We start from the raw sequence: 22,040 nt of genomic DNA on the forward strand, positions 1-22,040 counted from the left end.
AAAGACGAAGTATACCCAATGGATTTCATGTTGCAGCTAGGCGGCCAGAGGGTGAATTCCCAGGAGCTTACTCCGGTAAGTTACGGGGATGAACACACACAGCCAACAACGCTGCGGCTTGAAAGACGAAGTATACCCAATGGATTTCATGTTGCAGCTAGGCGGCCAGAGGGTGAATTCCCAGGAGCTTACTCCGGTAAGTTACGGGGATGAACACGCGCAGCCAACAACGCTGCGGCTTGAAAGACGAAGTATACCCAATGGATTTCATGTTGCAGCTAGGCGGCCAGAGGGTGAATTCCCAGAAGCTTACTCCGGTAAGTGACTGGGATGAACACGCGCAGCCAACAACGCTGCGGCTTGAAAGACGAAGGGTATATGACAACACCACAACAAGGCTTCCTCCTCACGCGCCACTGGCGCGACACGCCAGCGGGCAGCGAAGTCGAATTCTGGCTGGCAACCGATCATGGCCCAAAAAACTTACGTTTACCCCCGCAGACGTCGGTGGCGTTTATTCCGCTAGAACAGCGCCAGCGCGCCGAATTATTGCTCCGTGGCGAACGGCGGATCGAACTGAAAACGCTGCCGTTAAAAGATTTCCACGCCCGGCCGGTATTGGGTTTGTATTGCCTACAGCATCGTCAGTTGATGCGGGTGGAAAAACTGCTGAAAGAGGGTGGCGTTAACATTTATGAAGCGGATATTCGCCCGCCAGAACGTTATTTAATGGAACGCTTCATCACCGCGCCGGTGTGGTTCAATGGGCAAGACAACGGCAGTGGCGTGTTGGTGAACGGTCAAATGAAGCCGTCGCCAGATTATCGTCCGACGTTAAAACTGGTCTCGCTGGATATTGAAACCACCGCCCGCGGCGAACTGTACTCGATCGCCTTGGAAGGCTGTGGGCAGAGGCAAGTTTATATGCTTGGCCCAGCCAACGGGGGGAACGAAACGCTAGATTTCGATTTGGAATATTGCGCCAGCCGTCCGCAACTGCTGGAGCGCCTTAATGAGTGGCTTGAACGCCACGACCCGGATGCGATTATTGGCTGGAACCTGATTCAATTTGATCTACGCGTGCTGCAAAAACATGCTGAACGCTATCAGATCCCGCTACGCTTCGGCCGCGCTGGCAACCTGCTGGAGTGGCGCGAGCACGGTTTCAAACAGAATCACTATTTTTGCTCGGCCGCGGGCAGGCTGATTATTGACGGTATCGAGGCGCTGAAATCCGCCACTTGGAACTTTCCGTCATTCAGTTTGGAATATGTCGCGCAAACGCTGCTGGGAGAAGGTAAATCGATTGATAATCCCTATCAACGCATGGCGGAAATTGATCGACGCTTCGCGGAGGATAAACCGGCGCTGGCGCGTTATAACCTGAAAGACTGTGAGTTAGTGACACGCATCTTCGCTAAAACCGAACTGCTGACCTTCTTACTTGAACGCGCCACCGTGACCGGTCTGGCTGCCGATCGCAGCGGTGGATCCGTCGCCGCTTTCAGCCACTTATATATGCCGCGCATGCACCGGCAAGGTTATGTGGCGCCCAACCTCGGTGAATTGCCCGAAGAACACAGCCCTGGCGGCTTCGTGATGGATTCACAGCCCGGCCTATATGATTCAGTGCTGGTGTTAGATTACAAAAGTCTGTACCCCTCGATTATCCGCACTTTTTTGATCGACCCGGTGGGGCTGGTAGAAGGTTGCCTGCATCCTGATGATGCCGATTCCGTTCCGGGTTTTCGCCAGGCACGTTTTTCACGGAGCAAACATTGCCTACCGGCGATTGTCAGCCAGATTGGGCAAGGTCGTGAAGCGGCCAAACAGCAGCAAAATGCACCGCTGTCGCAAGCATTAAAGATCATCATGAACGCGTTCTACGGTGTGCTGGGTTCCAGCGGCTGTCGGTTTTTCGATCCGCGGCTGGCGTCATCCATTACGCTACGCGGCCATGAAATCATGCGGCAAACGCGCGAACTCATCGAAGCACGCGGTTATCAAGTGATTTATGGCGATACCGACTCCACGTTCGTGTGGTTGAAACAGCCCCACAGCGAAGCACAGGCGACACACATTGGGCGTAAACTAGTCAACTACGTCAATCAGTGGTGGCAGCAACATTTACAAGAAAAATACCAATTGGCAAGCGCGCTGGAGCTGGAGTTTGAAACGCATTATTGCCGCTTTTTAATGCCAACCATTCGTGGGGCAGAGCAAGGCAGCAAAAAACGCTATGCCGGGCTAATCGTCAACGCGGATGGCAGCGAGCATATGGTATATAAGGGGTTGGAAACGGTTCGCACCGACTGGACCCCGCTGGCGCAACAATTCCAGCAACAACTTTATCAGTTGATCTTCAAGCAACAACCCTATCAAGATTTTGTACGTGAATACGTAGCAAAAACGCTCAACGGCGAGTTTGACGATCGACTGGTGTATCGCAAGCGTCTGCGTCGACGGCTAGAGGAATATCAGCGTAACGTGCCGCCGCACGTGCGTGCTGCGCGCATGGCCGATGAGTATAATCGCCAGCAAAATCGGCCACTGCAATACCAGAGCGGCGGTTGGATCAGTTACGTCATGACGCTCTCCGGGCCGGAGCCCTTGGAAACGCTGCGATCGGCTATCGATTACGACCATTACCTTGAACGTCAGCTACAACCGGTAGCAGACGCTATACTTCCTTTCTTGCATGATGATTTTGCCACGTTAGTCACCGGGCAGATGGGGTTATTCTAAACGGCGGCAGGTCAAGCAAAAACGCCGATTTTTTGCCAAATGCCCCTAGAATGCGGAAGGAAAAAATTCCTCGGGTTTTACAGGTGACGAACGCGTCGCCTTCCATTACCATAGCGCCCTTCCCAAATTCTGAACATTGCCCGTGGCGTTGCATGACGTATATACCCGTCATACTTCACGTTGCATGTGTATTGGCTGCGCTCGTTCACCCGAGTTACTTACCAGTGGGATTCACTTCCTTGCCGCCTTCCTGCAACGCGAATTATTTAGGGTATACATGGGAGTTATAGCTATTGCCCGTCAAATCAAAAATATATACCCGGAGTCATTGGCGTTATCGCCAGACGGCCAAAGCGAATCACTACGAGCGTTGACTCAGGTCAGCAACCATGCGATTCGCCCATCAGCTAACGTCACGTGACAAGGGTATTACCGGGTTTAATACAGGTCGTTGTATCACAGCGACAGGACTTACTTTAAAGAATCGAGCCGACAAACTATGCCTTTTACACTTGGTCAACGCTGGATCAGCGATACGGAAAGCGAATTAGGACTGGGAACCGTCGTGGCGCTAGATGCGCGTATGATTACCCTGCTTTTCCCCGCCACCGGTGAAAACCGCCTCTATGCCAGAAATGATTCGCCAATCACCCGCGTGATGTTCAACCCGGGTGACACCATCAGCAACCACGAAGGTTGGCAGCTGCAGGTGGAGGAAGTGAAAGAGGACAACGGGCTTCTGACCTATATCGGTACCCGTCTGGACACCCAAGAAACCGGTGTGGCCATGCGTGAAGTGCTGCTCGACAGCAAACTGACCTTCAGCAAGCCACAGGATCGGCTGTTTGCCGGCCAAATTGACCGTATGGATCGCTTTGCCCTGCGCTTTCGGGCGCGTAAATATCAAAGTGAGCAATATCGTCTGCCGTTTGCTGGCTTGCGCGGTATGCGTGCCAGCCTAATCCCGCATCAGTTGCACATTGCCTATGAAGTCGGCCAGCGTCATGCGCCGCGCGTATTATTGGCTGATGAAGTGGGTTTGGGTAAAACCATCGAAGCCGGCATGATCATTCATCAACAACTGCTAGCTGGCCGCGCTGAACGCGTGCTGATCGTGGTGCCAGAAACCCTACAGCATCAGTGGCTGGTCGAGATGATGCGCCGCTTCAACCTGTATTTCTCTCTGTTTGATGACAGCCGCTATAGCGAAGCCAAGCTCGACAGCAGCAACCCGTTTGAAACAGAACAGTTGGTGATCTGCTCACTGGACTTTGTGCGCCGTAACAAACAACGTCTGGAAGAACTGGCCGATGCTCAATGGGATCTGCTGGTCGTCGATGAAGCACATCACCTGGCCTGGAGCGAAGAAGCACCGAGCCGCGAATATCAAGTGATTGAGCAGTTGGCGGAACATATTCCCGGCGTACTGTTGCTGACCGCAACCCCAGAGCAGTTGGGGCAACAAAGCCACTTTGCCCGCTTGCGCCTGCTGGATCCTAACCGTTTCCACGACTATCACGAGTTCGTGACCGAACAGCAAAAATACCGTCCCGTGGCCGATGCCGTTACCCTGCTGCTGAGCGGTGAACGTCTGGCTAACGACAAACTGAATCTGCTCGGCGAGTTGATTGACGAACAAGATATCGAACCGCTGCTGAAAGCTGCCAACAGCGATAGCGATGGCGCCGAATCGGCCCGTCAGGAACTGGTCACGATGTTGATGGATCGTCACGGTACCAGCCGTGTGCTGTTCCGTAATACCCGCCACGGCGTGAAGGGCTTCCCACATCGTCATCTGCACCAGATCAAGCTGCCGTTGCCGACCCAGTATCAGACTGCAATCAAAGTCTCCGGCATTATGGGCGCGAAAAAGAGTGTTGAGGCACGCGCACGCGACATGCTGTACCCGGAACAGATCTACCAAGAGTTTGAAGGCGAGAACGCCACCTGGTGGAACTTTGACCCACGTGTTGAATGGTTGCTGAACTATCTGGTCGCAAACCGCCACGAGAAAGTGCTGGTCATCTGCGCCAAGGCAACCACCGCATTGCAACTTGAACAAGTGCTGCGCGAACGAGAAGCCATCCGTGCCGCGGTGTTCCACGAAGGGTTAAGCATCATCGAACGTGACCGGGCCGCCGCTTACTTCGCATCCGAAGAGGAAGGCGCTCAGGTGCTGCTGTGTTCTGAAATCGGCTCTGAAGGCCGCAACTTCCAGTTCGCCAGCCATCTGGTGATGTTCGATCTGCCGTTCAACCCTGATCTGCTGGAACAGCGCATCGGCCGTCTGGATCGTATCGGCCAACTGCACGACATCCAAATTATGGTGCCGTATTTGGAAAGTACCGCACAGGCAGTGTTGGGGCGCTGGTTCCATGAAGGGCTGGATGCGTTTGAACACACCTGCCCGACCGGCCGCACCATTTATGACAGCAGCTATGAACGCCTGATTGGCTATCTGGCCGCGCCGACCGAACAAGACGGTTTGGACGAGTTCATTCACGAGTGCCGCCAACAGCATGACCACTTGAAAGCCCAGCTTGAACAAGGCCGTGACCGCCTGCTTGAAATGCATTCTAACGGCGGTGATAAAGCGCAAGCGCTCGCCGATGCCATTGCCGAGCAAGACAATGACGTCAATCTGGTCAGCTTTGCCCTTAACCTGTTCGACATTGTGGGCATCAATCAGGATGACCGCAGTGATAATCTGATTGTACTCACGCCTTCTGACCACATGCTGGTGCCCGATTTCCCAGGCTTGCCGCAAGATGGTTGCACGGTGACGTTCGATCGTGAACAAGCGCTATCGCGGGAAGACGCGCAGTTCGTGAGTTGGGAACACCCGATCATCCGCAACGGGCTGGATCTGATCCTCTCTGGCGACACCGGGAGCTGCGCCGTTTCTTTATTGAAGAACAAAGCATTACCGATCGGCACCCTGTTGGTTGAGCTGGTGTACGTGGTCGAAGCGCAAGCGCCAAAACACTTACAACTCACCCGCTTCCTGCCACCTACGCCAATCCGTATGTTAATGGATCGCAAGGGCACCAACCTGGCAGCGCAGGTCGAGTTTGAAAGCTTCAATCGCCAACTCAATGCGGTTAACCGCCACACCTCAAGCAAATTGGTTAACGCCGTTCAGCAAGACGTACACGCTATGTTGCAGCAGGCTGAAGCGCTGGTGGAAGCCGAAGCACGTACGCTGATTGAACAAGCCAAGCAAGAAGCCGATGACAAACTCAGCACCGAACTGGCGCGTCTGGAGGCATTGAAAGCCGTCAACCCGAACATCCGTGACGACGAAGTCGAGGCGCTGGAGTTCAACCGTAAACAGGTATTGGCCAACCTGAATGAGGCGGGATGGCGTCTGGATGCAATTCGTCTGGTGGTTGTCTCTCACCAATAATCTGCCGCACAGGGAGCTTCGGCTCCCTACTTAGCCACTGAGCGGAGCCGCCATGGAACCCTACAATCCTCCTACCGATCCGATGCATATTTTGTATCAGGATGAGCATATCATCGTCGTTAACAAAGCGAGTGGGTTGCTGTCGGTGCCCGGCCGCGCACCGGAAAATAAAGACAGCCTAATGACACGCATTCAGGCCGATTTCCCCATGGCCGAATCGGTGCATCGGCTAGATATGGCGACCAGCGGCGTCATTGTGGTGGCGCTGAATAAAGCTGCCGAACGTGAACTAAAGCGGCAATTTCGCGAACGTGAGCCGAAGAAAAGCTACATCGCCAGAGTATGGGGCCACTTGGCGCAGGACGAAGGGATGGTGGATTTACCGCTCATTTGCGACTGGCCGAACCGCCCCTTACAGAAAGTGTGTTTTGAAACCGGTAAATCTGCCCAAACTGAATATCAGGTGCTGTCGCGCGATGCTGACGGCAGTACACGCGTAAAACTCACGCCTATCACCGGGCGTTCGCATCAGTTACGGGTACATATGTTAGCACTGGGTCATCCGATCCTTGGCGATGGCTTTTATGCGCCCCCCGCGGCGAAGGCGATGGCTGCTCGGCTACAGCTGCATGCCCAAGAATTACGTATCACTCATCCGGCATATCAAACAGCGATGCATTTCCGCGCCGACCCGGACTTCTAATGAAGTAAAAAAGAGCCCAGCATGCTGGGCTCTACGTTGATTACGAATGGCGACATTGCCAGCCACTGGCCAACGTTTTCAGCACGCGTTTTTACTTAAACCCTTTCTCACGCTTGATCAGGTCATACGCCGCCTGAATTTCTTGGGCTTTCTGTTTCGCCATCTCCATCATTTCCGGCGGTAACCCTTTGGCCACTAATTTATCCGGGTGATGTTCGCTCATTAGCTTGCGATAGGCGCGTTTGATGGTGGTCGCGTCATCGCTGCTATTTACCCCCAGCACTTTGCAGGCATCTTCCAACGTTGGCCCACGCTGCGCTTGCTGATAACCGCCCTGCGAGTAGCCCCCCTGTTGCTGATAGCCACCGCCAAATTGCTGGCCGCCCTCCATCATGCGCAGGAACTGATCGAACTGCGCCCGAGAAATCCCCAGCTCCTCGGCGATCACATACAGTACCTGACGCTCATTGGGGTGCAGCGAACCGTCGGCGAATGCCGCCTGAATCTGAATTTCCAGAAACATCCGAATAAGATCGAAACGCCCAAAACAGATGCTGCGAAACTGTTGCAACGCCTCACGCAGCGGGAAATTGCCCTGCTTACCTTCGCGGAAGGCCTGTTGAGCAGCGGTACGTGCTTCGCCATGCAGTTGCATGCGGTCCATAAACAAACTGGCGATTTGAATATCCGCTTCGGTCACGCGCCCTTTTGATTTGGTGAGGTGCCCCATGACTTGAAAAGTGGTGCGGAAAAACAACGTTTGCCGCGTTTGCTGGTCGGTGAAAAAGCCTCGGCTGCGCTTATTGTTGCGCGCAGTATCGATCATATGGCCGACAATCAGCCCCAAAACTACACCCCAGAATCCTGTACCAGCCCAAACGGCGACAATGACTCCGAGCAGTTTTCCCCAATACTGCATATACTCCTCAATTATATTACTTTAGCGCCGAGCTCTGCGGTAATCGCAAAGGGTTAAGGCGATTTTTCCCAAGATTTCGATTATCATACCTGTCATTTATCTCTGCGCCTAACAACGACGCAGTCGAACGGCAGGATTTAACACTAGCGCAACGCAGATGAGTAATATAGTCTCTGACCGTTTGCCGGACATGACGCCTCTGATGACGGAACACCAAAACCGCGTATGAAAAAAAGTTTCCCAACACTGCTGGCCACAATGATTTGGACGGCACTCTACAGTCAGCATGCGCTGGCTGATCTGGCTGAGCAATGTATGCTCGGCGTTCCTACTTATGATAAACCGCTGATCAGCGGCGATCCCAACAGTCTGCCAGTTATCATCAATTCAGATGATTCCAGTGCCGACTATCCGGGCAGCGCGCTGTTTAGCGGTAACGTCAAAATCGAACAAGGCAATAGCACGCTAACAGCGAAGCAGGTTGAGCTAAAGCAGAAGCAACAGGCTGGCCAAACCGATCCGATTCGCACCGTTACCGCAACGGGCGATGTGCACTATGACGATAACCAAATCAAGCTGAAAGGGCCTAAAGCCTGGTCAAACCTGAATACCAAGGACACCGATGTCTATCAGGGCGATTATCAGATGGTCGGTCGTCAAGGGCGCGGTGATGCCGATAAGATGAAAATGCGTGGCCAGAACCGCTATACCATTCTGGAAAATGGTACCTTTACCTCTTGTCTACCGGGTGACAATAGCTGGAGCGTAGTCGGTTCCGAAGTGATCCACGATCGTGAAGAGCAGGTTGCTGAAATCTGGAACGCGCGTTTCAAAATCGGCGGCGTACCGGTATTTTATAGCCCGTACTTGCAGTTGCCGGTGGGTGACAAACGGCGTTCCGGCTTCCTGATCCCGAACGCCAAATACGGCAGCAATAACGGCTTCGAGTTTATGTTGCCGTATTATTGGAACATTGCGCCAAACTTCGACGCCACCATCACGCCGCATTACATGACCAAGCGTGGTCTGCAATGGCAGAATGAATTCCGTTACCTGACACAACCCGGTGCCGGTACCATCGAGTTCGACTGGTTGCCCAGCGATAACCAATACAGTGATGACAACCCGCAGAGTGACGACGATACCCGCTGGTTGTTCTACTGGAACCACAGCGGCGTGATGGATCAGGTATGGCGCTTCAACATTGACTACACCAAAGTCAGTGATTCGCAATACTTTAACGATCTGGACTCGCGCTACGGTTCAACCACTGACGGCTACGCGACGCAGAAATTCAGCGCCGGTTACGCCGACAAAAATTTCGACGCCACCATCGCCGCTAAACAGTTCCAGATTTTTGACGACATCGACCGCACCCGCAGAGACACTTACAAAGTGCTGCCGCAGCTCGATCTTAATTACTATAAGAACGACTTAGGCCCATTTGATTTCCGTGTGTACGGCCAAGCCGCCAAATTTATCGCCCTCAATCCGTACAGCCCAGACGCCACGCGCTTGCACCTTGAACCTACGCTGAACTTACCGTTGAGCAATGGTTGGGGCTCGCTGAACAGCGAAGTCAAACTGATGGCAACGCACTATCAGCAAGATATTCCTGACGGCTTCGCCAACAACTATAAGAGCCGTACCGGCCGCGATGCGCCCGAGCTGGAAGAATCAGTCAACCGCGTACTGCCGCAGTTCAAGGTTGATGGCAAGATGGTGTTTGACCGCAATATGGACTGGGCAAAAGACTACACCCAGACGCTGGAGCCGCGTCTGCAGTATCTGTATGTGCCCTCGCACGATCAAAGCAATATCTACTCTTATGATTCCACGCTACTGCAAACCGACTACTCCGGCCTGTTCCGCGATCGTACCTACAGTGGTTTGGATCGCATCGCTTCGCAGAACCGCTTAGCCGCCGGTTTAACATCTCGCGTTTATGATGATGCACTGGTTGAACGTTTCAACGTTTCTGTAGGTCAAATCTATTACTTCAGTCGTTCTCGCACCGGCGATCAGAACTCCGGTTACGACAGCAATGATGACACGGGTAGCTTGGTATGGGCCGGTGACACCTATTGGAAGGTTGACGATCGTTGGGGGCTACGCGGCGGCGTGCAGTATGACACCCGCCTCGACACCGTCGCGCTCGCCGATGCGGTAGTGGAATACCGTCAAGATGCGAACCGTATGGTGCAATTGAACTACCGCTACGCCAGCCCGGAGTATATCCAGGCGACGTTGCCACAGGTCACAAGCCCGGGTTATCAAGACGGTATTTCGCAAGTAGGGATGACCGCCAGTTGGCCAATCGCCGACCGTTGGGCTGTGGTTGGGGCGTATTACTACGATACCCGTGCGCAACAATCGGCCGATCAACTGGTTGGCCTACGGTATAACACCTGTTGCTGGGCTGTAAGCCTCGGTTATGAACGTAAGATTACCGATTGGGACAGAGGCAACCAGACCAGCAAATATGACAACAAAGTTTCATTCAACATCGAACTACGTGGCCTAAGCAGCGATCATAGTCTCGGCACCGGTGAAATGCTGCGCTCAGGCATTCTGCCTTACCAACGTGCGTTTTGATGTACTGTAATACTTTGAAAAACGAGAACTTTCACCCGCACTTGCGGATTACATAATGGGAAAAGTATGAAAAACTGGAGAACGCTTATTCTCGGATTGGCGGTTTGTGCCAATGCCGCGTTCGCAGCACCCCAAGAAGTGGATAAAGTCGCCGCCGTCGTGGATAACGGCGTGGTATTGGAGAGCGACGTAAATGGTTTACTGCAATCGGTGAAGCTCAATGCGCAACAAGCCGGCCAGCAATTGCCTGATGCAACCACGCTGCGCCACCAGATCCTTGAACGACTGATCATGGATAACATCCAGTTGCAGATGGCTCAGAAAATGGGCATCAACGTAACCGATGCCGATCTCGATCAGGCCATCACCAGCATCGCGGCGCAGAACCGTATGTCGCTGGATCAGTTGCGTAGCCGTTTGGCGTACGAAGGGTTGAACTACAACACCTATCGCGCCCAGATCCGTAAAGAAATGTTGATCACCGAAGTGCGTAACAACGAAGTCCGTCGTCGCATCAGCATCCTGCCTCAGGAAGTTGACGCGTTGGCAAAACAGGTTGGCGCGCAGAACGGCAGAGACACCGAAATGAATATTAGCCACATCCTGATCCCGCTGCCGGAAAACCCGTCACAGCAGAAGGTGGATGAAGCAGAAGCTCTGGCAAAACGTCTGATTGGTGAGATCAAAGGCGGGGCGGATTTTGGCAAACTGGCGATCACCTACTCTGCGGACTCCCAAGCGCTGAAAGGCGGCAATATGGGATGGGGAAAACTGCAAGAGATCCCGACCCTGTTCGCTGAACGTTTGGCCTCCGCCCAAAAAGGCGATGTGGTTGGCCCTATCCGTTCTGGCGTTGGTTTCCATATTCTGAAGGTCAATGACGTTCGCGGGGCGAACCAATCTATCTCCGTCACGGAAGTCCACGCGCGCCACATTCTGCTGAAACCGTCCGTCGTCATGACCGACGATCAGGCCAGAACAAAACTGCAAGAAGTCGCCGCGGCGATCAATAGCGGTACGGCCAAATTCGCTGACGAAGCCAAACAGCTTTCTCAAGATCCTGGCTCAGCCCTGCAGGGCGGCGATCTCGGTTGGGCTTCACCCGATATCTATGATCCTGCGTTCCGCGATGCACTGATGAAATTGAAGAAAGGTGAACTCAGCAAACCGGTACATTCTGCTTTCGGCTGGCATCTGATTCAGCTAATGGATACCCGCCAGGTTGATAAAACCGACGCGGCGCAGAAAGATCGCGCCTACCGCATGCTGTTCAATCGTAAATTTGCGGAAGAAGCGCAAACCTGGATGCAAGAACTCCGAGCCGCCGCTTACGTAAAAATTCTTGATGGCAGTGATGCAAAGCAATAATCGCATTGTGATAACGCCCGGCGAACCCGCCGGGATAGGGCCGGATTTGGTGGCAGCGCTGGCACAGCAGGATTGGCCTGTTGAGCTGGTGGTCTGCGCCGATCCGGCTTTATTGCTTGAGCGCGCTCAGCAATTAAAGCTGCCGCTGCAACTGCGTGATTACCAACCGAGCCTCCCCGCCGAGCCACAGCGCGCCGGTACGTTGACGATACTGCCAAGTAAACTGGCGGCTGCAACGCTCGCCGGGCAGTTAAACATCGAAAACAGCGCTTATGTCGTGGATTCCCTGACGCGAGCCTGCGACGGTTGTCTGAACGGTGAGTTTGCCGCGCTCGTTACCGGGCCGGTCAACAAAAGCATTATCAATGATGCCGGTATCGCCTTTAGCGGCCATACCGAATTCTTTGCCGATCGCAGCCACTGCGATCGTGTGGTAATGATGTTATCGACAGAAACGCTACGCGTCGCCTTGGCGACCACTCACCTGCCGTTACTGGCCGTGCCGGGTGCCATCACACAGCAAAGCCTGCATGAAGTGATCACCATTCTCAATCATGATTTAAGCACCAAGTTTGGTATCGCGCAGCCACAAATCTATGTCTGCGGGCTCAACCCGCACGCTGGTGAAGGCGGTCATATGGGGCGCGAAGAGCTGGATGTTATTATTCCAGCGCTTGAGTCGCTGCGCACACAGGGGATTAATCTGATTGGTCCGCTACCTGCTGATACGCTATTTCAGCCTAAATATCTGCAACATGCGGATGCTGTGCTAGCGATGTATCACGATCAGGGTTTGCCAGTGCTAAAATACCAAGGGTTTGGTCGTGCGGTGAATATCACTCTCGGCTTACCTTTTATCCGTACCTCGGTGGATCACGGTACCGCGCTGGAACTGGCCGGTACTGGCACCGCCGATGTGGGCAGTTTCAAAACGGCGCTAAATCTCGCCATTAAAATGATAAATAATTGTAATGAATAATAGAGTCCACCAAGGGCATTTTGCCCGCAAACGCTTTGGACAGAACTTTTTAACCGATCAGTTTGTCATCGACAGCATCGTCTCAGCGATTCATCCTCAACCGGGTGAAGCCGTAATTGAAATCGGCCCCGGTCTGGGCGCCTTGACCGAGCCCGTCGGTGCGCGAATGGATCGTATGACAGTGATTGAGCTGGATCGCGATCTGGCCGCCCGTTTAGCCAGTCATCCACAGTTGAAAGATAAACTCACCATTCATCAGCAAGATGCCATGACGGTCAATTTCTCCGAAATGGCCGAACAGGCAGGCCAACCGCTGCGCGTGTTTGGTAACCTGCCGTATAACATTTCGACGCCGTTGATGTTCCATCTTTTCAGCTATACTCAGGCTATTCGCGACATGCACTTCATGTTGCAAAAAGAAGTGGTTAATCGCCTGGTTGCTGGCCCAAATAGCAAAGCCTATGGTCGCTTATCGGTCATGGCGCAGTATTACTGTAACGTCATTCCGGTGCTTGAGGTTCCACCTACCGCCTTTGCACCGCCACCGAAAGTGGATTCCGCAGTGGTACGTCTGGTTCCGCATGTCGTCATGCCACATACGGTGAATGATGTCCGTATGTTAAGTCGCATCACAACCCAAGCGTTTAATCAGCGTCGCAAAACCGTGCGTAACAGCCTGGGTGATCTATTTACCCCAGAACAACTGATTGAGCTCGGTGTCGATCCAACGCTTAGGGCAGAAAATATTTCTGTGGCGCAGTACTGTAAGCTGGCAAACTGGCTTTCAACGCATCCAACGCCGCAGTAGCCGTTATAAGGAGCAGTGGTCATGATTGATTCACCCCGCGTATGTGTTCAGGTACAAAGCGTCTATGTAGAATCGCAATCGCAACCTGAAGAAGAGCGTTATGTCTTCGCTTACACGATTACGATTCGCAATCTGGGGCGTTTCAACGTGCAACTGCTTGGCCGTTACTGGTTAATCACTAACAGCAACGGCCGACAAACTGAAGTTCAGGGCGAAGGCGTGGTCGGCGAACAGCCGATCATCCTGCCCGGCAGTGAATTCCAATATACCAGCGGCGCAATTATCGAAACGCCACTGGGTACTATGGAAGGCCACTACGAGATGGTTGATCATCACGGTCAGCCGTTCCGCACCGCTATTCCCGTCTTTCGACTCGCTATTCCAACGCTGATTCACTAATTATGTCGACATATCTTATCGGCGACGTTCACGGCTGTTTCGATGAACTTAAGTCGCTATTAGCTCAGGTTTCTTTCGACCCGCAACAAGATACGCTATGGTTAACCGGCGATTTGGTTGCTCGAGGGCCAGGCTCACTGGAAGTCCTGCGTTATGTGCGCTCACTGGGTTCTTCGGTGCGAATGGTGCTGGGTAATCATGATCTACACCTATTAGCGGTTTACGCCGGCATCAGCCGTAACAAACCTAAAGATCGCATTACCCCCCTGTTGGAAGCGCCTGACGCCGATGAACTGATCAACTGGCTGCGCCGCCAACCGGTGTTGCAGATCGATGACGAATTGAAGTTAATCATGGCGCATGCCGGTATCACACCGCAGTGGGATATCGACACTGCCAGAATGTGCGCGCGTGAAGTGGAATCCGTATTGAGCAGCGACAGTTACCCGCTGTTTCTCGATGCCATGTACGGTGACATGCCGAACAACTGGAACACCAATCTAGGCGGTTTAGCACGCCTGCGTTTTAGCACCAATGCATTGACACGCATGCGTTACTGCTTCCCGAACGGTCAGTTGGACATGATTAGTAAAGACGCGCCGGGTACTGCGCCAGCCCCGCTGAAACCTTGGTTTGAACTGCCGCGACTCATTGATGAAACTTACACCATCATCTTCGGTCATTGGGCATCTCTTGAAGGAAAAGGCACGCCGGAGGGAGTCATTGCCCTTGATACTGGCTGCTGCTGGGGGGGAGAGTTGACCATGCTACGCTGGGAAGATAAGCGCTACTTTACTCAACCTTCAAGCCGTCGCGATATGCTGGACGGTAGCGAGAAAATAGCCGCTATTTAACGCTAAACGCAGCGATAATAGCCGCTGCGTTTACTGTTTTATCCTACCCTTTTTCATCCTCCCAGTTACACTCTTCACAACCTGGGATCTTCATCTGAGTATTCTTGGCCTTTTCACCGTTTAACAATAGATTCGCAATTATCGCTACGGCGGTGCCGATAGTAATCCCGCTATGCAGGAACATGCCTGCCGCCGTTGGCATTTGCTGAAATATTTGCGGTACTAGCACCGGCAGCATACCGATGCCTAACGTCAGCGCCACCACCATCGGGTTGTTATTATTTTTGTAATCAACCTTGCCCAGCGTTCGAATACCGGAAACAGCCACCATGCCAAACATCACAATACCTGCACCGCCCAATACGGGCTTAGGCACGGCAACCACTAACGCGGCCAGTTTTGGAAACAGCCCCATCACGATCAAAATACAACCGGCCACGCCGACAATAAAGCGGCTGCGTACGCCCGTCAGCCCCACAAGCCCAACGTTCTGGGCAAATGCTGCATAAGGAAACATATTAAAAAAGCCCCCCACAAAGGTCGCTGTACCACAGGCAAACAGCCCGCGTTTTAGCGTATCGCGATCCGCCGGCCGATCGCAGATTTCCCCCATTGCCATCATCGATGACATGGTTTCAACCATCACCACAATCATGACCATCGACATCAGCACCGCAGGAACCAAGTGAAACTCAGGCACGCCGAAACGCATCGGATAGGGGAATGACAGCCAACCGGTCGCTGCAACCTGAGATAGATCCAGATCGTTTACCATACCGTACACCACCGTACCGACAACAATACCGATCAACACAGCAATGTTTTTCCACATACCGCGCCCGAAAATATAGATCAGCATAATGACGACCAGGGTAAACATCGCCATTGCCAACGCACCATAATTCCCAAACCCAGGCATCGTCACATCACCGCCGCCGATCCAACCGCCAGCCACCGGCAAAATAGACAGGCCGATCAGTGTAACAATAGTGCCCATCACCACCTTGGGGAAAAAGCGAACTAGCTTACAAATCAGCGGTGCGCACAGTAGGGTAAAAATCCCAGCGACAATAACCGCCCCAGAGATACCCGCAATACCATATTGATGCCCAATTAACCCCATGGGAATCAGTGCGGCAAAAGTGCAGCCCTGTACAATAGGCAATCGGCTACCTATCCAACGGCCAATACCGATGGACTGCAAAATAGTACCGCATCCGCAGATGAACAAGTCGGTGCTGATTAACAAAATGATCTGCTGATTATTAAACCCTACCGCCTTACCAATAATCAGGGGGACAGCGATGGCACCTGCATACATCACCAGCACGTGTTGCAAAGCATAAATCACCATTTTGCCAAGCGGTAACACTTGGTCAACAGGATGAACCAGGGGCTGATGCTGCGGATCCGAGCCCGGGGGAGTTACCGATTTCAGGCTCCGTTCAGAAAGTTGTGCAGTTTTCACATTCACTCCTTGTACGGCTCTGCGCAGATATTATCTGGCGGCTACCATTCGAGAGCAGCCCATTGCTGCTCCCCTTCCGGTGTTACACTGCAAAAAACGAGAGACTGATTACGGTAATGCGTCCATCCGCTGCCACAGCCGGCGTGCGACCTCACTCGCTTCGCGGTACAGCGGGGCGACATCGAAAGAGAACTGGCGATTTTCATACACCATCTTCCCTTCGACCATCACGCTATGTACGCTGGTTGCACCCAACCCGAAAGCGATATGACCTGCAATGTTGCCCCCCACCATTGGCGTTGGTGCGTCATAGTCACAAATAGTGAGATCGGCTTTAAAACCAGCGGCAACCTGCCCAAAACGTGCGCCAAAGTTACGTGCCAACAACTGATTACCATTGCTGAGAAAACGGGCAAAACTGTCTGGCCAAAGTGGCCCACCGGCATCACGGTGCTTAAAGAACGCGAAACGCAGCTCTTCCCACATATCACAACCGATGCCATCGGTGCCCAATGCCACATTGCGGTAACGTTCTAACCGATGGTTGTAACCAACGTGGTTATTCATGTTGGAGCGAGCGTTATGCACCAAGAAAGCGTCATGCTGGTTAAGAATATTGATGTCGTTTTCGCTTAGGTAAAGCCCATGCGCCACTACAGTTTTCGCGTTGATCAGGCCGTATTTCGCCAGCCTTTCGATCAAATCCTGACTATAGTGATGATGGCTATGAGAAACGTCATAACTGTCTTCCGCCGCGTGGATATGCAGGCCACGGCCGGTGGCCTTGCATGCTTCCGCTAGCATTGCCAACCCCTCATCCGGCACGGTAAACGGCGCATGTGCACCAATATGCGCTTCAACCAAATAAGGTGTTTTGCCTTTTTCTCGGTTAATACCTTGTGCAAAAGCGATATTTTCTTCAATGCCGGCCTGTAACTCGCGTATGCCTTGATTACGATCGGTCGTTTCAAAGCAGGTCATGCCGCGCAACCCGACTTTTAGAAAGGCTCTTCGCAGCGTGTCTAGCGAACCGCGGATATACTGAGGAGAAGCATGGTGATCGATAACGGCAGTACAGCCGTTACGAATCGCCTCAAGTGAGCAAATCAAGCCACTGTAATACAACGATTCCTCATCCACGGCGCGATCCAGTCGCCACCAAAGATTTTTAAGCGTTGAGATAAAATCTGGGCTCGGTTTGATGTCCGCAATAATGCCGCGCGATAATCCCGAGTAAAAATGGTTGTGGGCGCACACTAGCCCCGGCATCACCAACTTACCGTGCATTTCACGGCGTTGTGCTTGCGGATACGAAGCCGCTAATCCACACCCCACCGCTTTGATCACATCCCCTTCAATAACAATATCCTGGTTCTCAAGCACCAGCTCCGGCACCAACTGCGCCACCGTGGCATTCTTTAAAATCAACATGGCCTATTCCTCTACCGCACCCAACAGATAATGATGATGAGTGATCACCTGATTAATTATCCGGCACATATCCTCCAGCTCTTGCGGTGCGGAGTTGATGCCTCCATGGTCATCCAGCATCAGTTGATACACCGTATTTTGTTGGCGGACTCGCAGGCGATTGCCCTGTATTAAGAAGCCAGGATTAGTGCTGTTCTCGAAATCTTGGGGAAGGCTGAAAATGGTGACTTTGTCTTTATAGGGTTTGCCCTGCCACGGACAAAACTGGGCGCAGTTTCCACACTCGTTACAGTAGGCATCGATATGCAACGTTTGGCTACGATCGTGGAACCCCGGCACCGGGATAGAGATATTGGCACGGTTAGGACAAACATCTACGCATTTACTACAAACATAGTTGCACTCCAAGCATCGCTCTGCTTCGCTTACCACGAACGCTGTTCGCTGCTGTTTGTCCACCGGTTCAATATGGATAGCCCCTTTACGTGCATAAATGTCGGCAGTCACCACCTGCGAACGATAGGTTGCACCGTTACCCGAGGCCTTGCGCTCACGTTGCAAAATAGCTTCCGTTGCTCGCCGAGCATCACCAATGGCGGCCACAATGGAAGATGGCCCACTCTGCACGTCACCAATCAGGAACACGTTTTCACGTGCAGTCTCACCGGTATTGCGGTCAACCTGTGGCCAACCATCAGCCCCCAGCGGCACGCCTATTGCCGCCAAAACCCCACAGTCTGGCTGTTCACCAATCGCGGTAATCAAGCTGTCAATATGCAGTGTTACCTGCTCATCGGTTGGCACAGGTTGCCGCCGCCCTTTGCCATCAGGTTCACCTAAGGTCATGACGCGTACCGTCAGCGTGCAGTCGGCATCAAAACGTTCTGGATTGGTCAGGAAACGGAATTGCACATTGTCTTCTACCGCTTCGAGGTACTCTTCACGGTAAGCTGGCATTTCTTTTAGGCTGCGCCGATAAATCACCGTCACATTACGTACACCCGGTACGCGTAACGCGGCTCGGGCACAATCCATCGCGGTATTACCCGCACCAATAACGGCCACCTCGCGCCCTAACGACAATGCATCCCCTTGATTGAAACGCCGCAGAAAATCGAAAGACTTGTAGAGATTGCGATTATCTCCCGCCAGACGGATACCACTGTTTTTATCGGCACCAATACCGACGCACACATATTTAAAACCCTGTTCCTGCAACTGTTCTACCGTCAGTGCCGGATCGCAGCCATACTCAAATTTCACGCCATGATCGGCAACAAAATCAATATCATGCTGAATGAGCTCGGCGGGAATACGGAACTGAGGAATAATATTTTTTACTACCCCGCCCGCATTTTTCTCACGTTCAAACAACGTCACCGGGTGACCCGCGCGAGCCAAGAAATAGCCCGCAGACAAGCCAGCAGGCCCTGCACCAATCACGGCTACAGGGTGTTTTTCACCGCTGCCGGCAGGTTTATGCCAACGTTGCTGATACTCATCCCAGCCCTTTTCCAATGCCACTTTCTTCAACTCTCGAATGTTCAGCGCACTGTCATAATCCAAGCGGGTACAGTTGTACTGGCAGAGGTGATCACAAATATGACCGGTAATCGCGGGTAAGGCATTACGTTGATAGATCACCGCCAACGCATCGGCATAGCGCTGCTCGCCAAGCAAGCGAATGTACTCAGGAATATCCTGCTTGATAGCGCAGGCATTAACGCAGGGTGCGACATAGCAGTCCGTTAACGGCAGCGGCCCCCCCGCATCGATTTCATCAGCGGATTTCCATTCCTTCTGGCTGTATGGCATAGACAATGCCTGCTGCGCCAATACCGCCAGTTTACCGACATCAATCTGCTGCATTTCCCAGGCATCTGACTGATCTAACTCTTTTACACACTGAGTTTGCCGCAGATATCCCCCCGGTTTGAGCAGGTCGGTTGCCATCGTTATCGGGCGAATACCCGTCTCGAATATTTGCCGGATATTGGCCTGACTGGCACCACCGGAATAGGAGATAGGCAACCTGCCGGCAAACGCCTGTGATAATACCAGCGCAACGTTTATCGACAGTGGGAATAACGCTCGGCCGGACATGTACATTTCGTCACCGGGTAAGCGCCCTTTACCGTTGACGGTACCGAGAGTATTGGTGAGCTTGACGCCGAAGGTTAATTGCTTTTGCGCAGCAAGATCCATCAAGCGCTGCAACATGGCCTTAGCCTGATCCAATTGCAGATCGTGCTCAAACGATTCCGGGTTGAGCTCAACATAGTCGAAACCGCAACGATCAAGGATCTCTCGCACCCGCGTAAACCCTAATAACGTAGGGTTTAATTTTACGAAAGTATGCAGCCCCTTCTGTTCCAGCATATAGCGGCAGATAGCTTCGATTTCATTTGGCGGGCAGCCATGCATAGTGGATAAAGTCAGCCCATGTACCAATTGGGCCGGAATGCGATCGACTAATGCAAGCAACTGTGCTTTTCGCGCTTCCAAATGGTAAGTATGTAGAATGTTTTCATCAGTAACCCACTGCCGCAGTGCTTCGCAATATTCAGCAAATTTGGGATGGCAAGATGAATCCATTAAATCATCGATAAAACTTTGCATCGGCGGCTGTTGAATGCCTTTAAGATCATAACCCACGCTCATATTAAAAATAAATGACTTAGGCTCGCCTGGCGCGCGCGGGGAGAAAATCTCTTCCAATAAATACAAACAAAACCACGCTTTTAAATACTCATCGTAGGCTTTTTTTAGCGTGAACTCTGTCGACCATTCGGTATTGAAACACTCATCTTCGGCATCAATACAAGGTTTTTCTAACTCCAATCTATCGAGTATCTGTACCGTTTTTAATTCAATAAATCGCCCACCGGTTAACCAAGCGGTAATGATATTCTGGGCTAATTGGGTATGTGGCCCCGCTGCCGGACCAATGGGTGTTTCACACTTTTCATTAAAGACGACAATACTTTTGTTATTCCCTTTTCGATAAAACTGCTGCTCCGGAATACTAAATATCGACTTAGTGCGTTGATACTCTTCAAAAATCCGTGTTAAGAGCTCGCCGAAAGGGATGGGACGCATGATGTCTCCCATAAATATCTCCTCGCTGTAGCTTGTTTTATGGTTACGCCCTTAAAAAAGAAAGCGTGTAACCCTGCTTATTCTTGTTGCTAACTAAACTTGAGCAACTTTCAGGCCAACTTATAAATAATGCTGTCCGTCACGCTATTTTCGTGAAGCACTTCCGATTATTTACCCATGCAAAGCATGATTACTTAAACAAAAAAATGATTAATAAATATCACCATCAATAAATACGAGTAGAGTAACGCACTCTTTTCCTCTAGCATCTCAAATTAAGATAATTATTCTCACATTGATAAACATTGATGAGAAATAACACGCGCGCTCGCATGAAAAGTGCTATTAAAACGCATTACAACGTTATCTGCTAAGGCATAAATATTGCATGATTGAACTAGCACACCGATACAATTAAAGAGGAGAGCGGAATGAACGTCTTTTCCACTGCGGCACGGTTAGAAAAACAAAATGATCCGTTTGCGATGGTACAAATTATCGAAAGTCGCGGCTCTACCCCGCGTCACTCTGGCCAAATGTTAGTACTCAATAACGGCAGTATTATTGGCACCATTGGTGGCGGCATGATAGAGCGGAAGGTGATTGCAGCCTCGCTGGAGGCCATTGAGCAACAACAAGCCAGAATATTTCATGGCCGTATGGCACGTGAAGGCCACGATGCTATCGGTTCTGATTGCGGCGGAGCTATGACGGTATTCATCAGCGTACACGGTTTGCATCCACGACTCATTTTACTCGGTGGAGGGCATGTTAATCAGGCGATTGCTCATGCCGCCGCACCGCTAGATTTCTCAATCAGCATAGCGGATGTCTACGCCCCAAACCTGGGGTCTGACCTCTTCCCTGACGGTTGCGAACGCCTTCATGCCGACAGCTACCACCAAGCCATTAAACTGTTACAACCCAACGAAAACAGCTATGTGGTGATTGCCACCAACAGCCAAGATAAGGAGGCGTTAGATGCATTGGTTACCATACCGGTAAAATATCTCGGCCTATTAGCCAGCCGGCGGAAGGTGCAAACATTTTTACGGCACTTACAACAATCCGGCATAGACGAAGAGCAGTGGCGGCGGCTACACGCACCGATTGGGTTAGATATTGGTGCAGAAACGCCCGCTGAGATTGCCATTAGCGTATTGGCGGAGATTTTACAGATAAAAAATAATACCGAAGGCAACGCACTGAATCAGGTTAATTCATTCACACCCTCAGCTATCTCAGCCATTGCTTAATCCCCATCAT

General features: G+C 52.1%; 14 protein-coding genes and 1 pseudogene. 11 read left to right on the plus strand and 4 right to left on the minus strand.

Translation table 11 applies throughout. The annotated features are described in order from the left end of the window. Window positions 1–378 precede the first annotated feature (378 nt). The 4 genes from ACQKDS_RS00590 to rluA all read left to right on the plus strand — a co-directional run bounded on the left by ACQKDS_RS00590 (window position 379) and on the right by rluA (window position 6,854). Window positions 379–2,745 (plus strand): DNA polymerase II, encoded by a 2,367-nt coding sequence (locus ACQKDS_RS00590; RefSeq protein ID WP_399665170.1) that lies wholly within the window; start codon window positions 379–381, stop codon window positions 2,743–2,745. Between the two features lie 277 nt (window positions 2,746–3,022). After that, window positions 3,023–3,166, plus strand: a complete 144-nt coding sequence (locus ACQKDS_RS00595) for a hypothetical protein (RefSeq protein ID WP_399664825.1) — start codon at window positions 3,023–3,025, stop codon at window positions 3,164–3,166. Between the two features lie 78 nt (window positions 3,167–3,244). Then, window positions 3,245–6,151, plus strand: a complete 2,907-nt coding sequence (gene rapA, locus ACQKDS_RS00600; RefSeq protein WP_399664822.1) for an RNA polymerase-associated protein RapA — start codon at window positions 3,245–3,247, stop codon at window positions 6,149–6,151. A 52-nt stretch (window positions 6,152–6,203) separates the two neighbouring features. Continuing rightward, window positions 6,204–6,854, plus strand: a complete 651-nt coding sequence (gene rluA / locus ACQKDS_RS00605; protein WP_399664819.1) for a bifunctional tRNA pseudouridine(32) synthase/23S rRNA pseudouridine(746) synthase RluA — start codon at window positions 6,204–6,206, stop codon at window positions 6,852–6,854. Between the two features lie 91 nt (window positions 6,855–6,945). Here the strand turns inward: rluA and djlA are convergent, their stop codons facing one another. After that, window positions 6,946–7,773: a co-chaperone DjlA gene (djlA, locus tag ACQKDS_RS00610; protein WP_399664816.1), complete on the minus strand. Its 828-nt coding sequence runs from the start codon at window positions 7,771–7,773 to the stop codon at window positions 6,946–6,948. Window positions 7,774–7,998: 225 nt separating this feature from the next. Here djlA and lptD point away from each other — a divergent pair, with 225 nt between their 5' ends. The 6 genes from lptD (at window position 7,999) to apaH (ending at window position 14,776) form a co-directional block, all read left to right on the plus strand. Then, entirely contained in the window at window positions 7,999–10,368 is a 2,370-nt protein-coding gene (gene lptD, locus ACQKDS_RS00615; protein ID WP_399664813.1) for an LPS assembly protein LptD, read from the plus strand. Between the two features lie 66 nt (window positions 10,369–10,434). After that, window positions 10,435–11,736: a peptidylprolyl isomerase SurA gene (surA, locus tag ACQKDS_RS00620; RefSeq protein ID WP_399664810.1), complete on the plus strand. Its 1,302-nt coding sequence runs from the start codon at window positions 10,435–10,437 to the stop codon at window positions 11,734–11,736. Further along, on the plus strand, window positions 11,714–12,715 hold the full coding sequence (pdxA, locus tag ACQKDS_RS00625) for a 4-hydroxythreonine-4-phosphate dehydrogenase PdxA (RefSeq protein ID WP_399664807.1): 1,002 nt from the start codon (window positions 11,714–11,716) through the stop codon (window positions 12,713–12,715). Before surA ends, pdxA begins: the two co-directional genes overlap by 23 nt. Beyond that, window positions 12,708–13,523 carry a 16S rRNA (adenine(1518)-N(6)/adenine(1519)-N(6))-dimethyltransferase RsmA gene (gene rsmA / locus ACQKDS_RS00630; protein WP_399664804.1) on the plus strand — a complete coding sequence of 272 codons (816 nt, stop codon included), beginning with the start codon at window positions 12,708–12,710 and terminating at the stop codon, window positions 13,521–13,523. The genes pdxA and rsmA overlap by 8 nt, the downstream gene beginning before the upstream one ends. A 21-nt stretch (window positions 13,524–13,544) precedes the next feature. Next, window positions 13,545–13,922, plus strand: a complete 378-nt coding sequence (apaG, locus tag ACQKDS_RS00635; protein WP_399664801.1) for a Co2+/Mg2+ efflux protein ApaG — start codon at window positions 13,545–13,547, stop codon at window positions 13,920–13,922. 2 nt (window positions 13,923–13,924) lie between these two features. After that, a complete protein-coding gene (gene apaH, locus ACQKDS_RS00640) occupies window positions 13,925–14,776 on the plus strand; it encodes a bis(5'-nucleosyl)-tetraphosphatase (symmetrical) ApaH (RefSeq protein WP_399664798.1) in 852 nt (283 codons plus the stop codon). A gap of 43 nt (window positions 14,777–14,819) precedes the next feature. On the opposite strand, the gene ACQKDS_RS00645 is transcribed toward apaH, so the two are convergent. From ACQKDS_RS00645 to ygfK, 3 genes are all read right to left on the minus strand, one after another. After that, window positions 14,820–16,214 (minus strand): nucleobase:cation symporter-2 family protein, encoded by a 1,395-nt coding sequence (locus ACQKDS_RS00645; protein WP_399665167.1) that lies wholly within the window; start codon window positions 16,212–16,214, stop codon window positions 14,820–14,822. A gap of 138 nt (window positions 16,215–16,352) precedes the next feature. Further along, window positions 16,353–17,675 (minus strand): putative aminohydrolase SsnA, encoded by a 1,323-nt coding sequence (ssnA, locus tag ACQKDS_RS00650; protein WP_399664795.1) that lies wholly within the window; start codon window positions 17,673–17,675, stop codon window positions 16,353–16,355. A 3-nt stretch (window positions 17,676–17,678) separates the two neighbouring features. Then, window positions 17,679–20,786, minus strand: coding sequence for a putative selenate reductase subunit YgfK (gene ygfK / locus ACQKDS_RS00655; protein WP_399664792.1), 3,108 nt, complete (start codon window positions 20,784–20,786; stop codon window positions 17,679–17,681). A 419-nt stretch (window positions 20,787–21,205) separates the two neighbouring features. Here ygfK and ACQKDS_RS00660 point away from each other — a divergent pair. After that, window positions 21,206–21,982, plus strand: a pseudogene (locus ACQKDS_RS00660) (XdhC family protein); the annotation flags it as partial. Window positions 21,983–22,040 lie beyond the last annotated feature (58 nt).

This window comes from Serratia sp. NPDC078593 (genome assembly GCF_050268245.1).
Classification (GTDB): Bacteria; Pseudomonadota; Gammaproteobacteria; order Enterobacterales; family Enterobacteriaceae; genus JBNNGK01.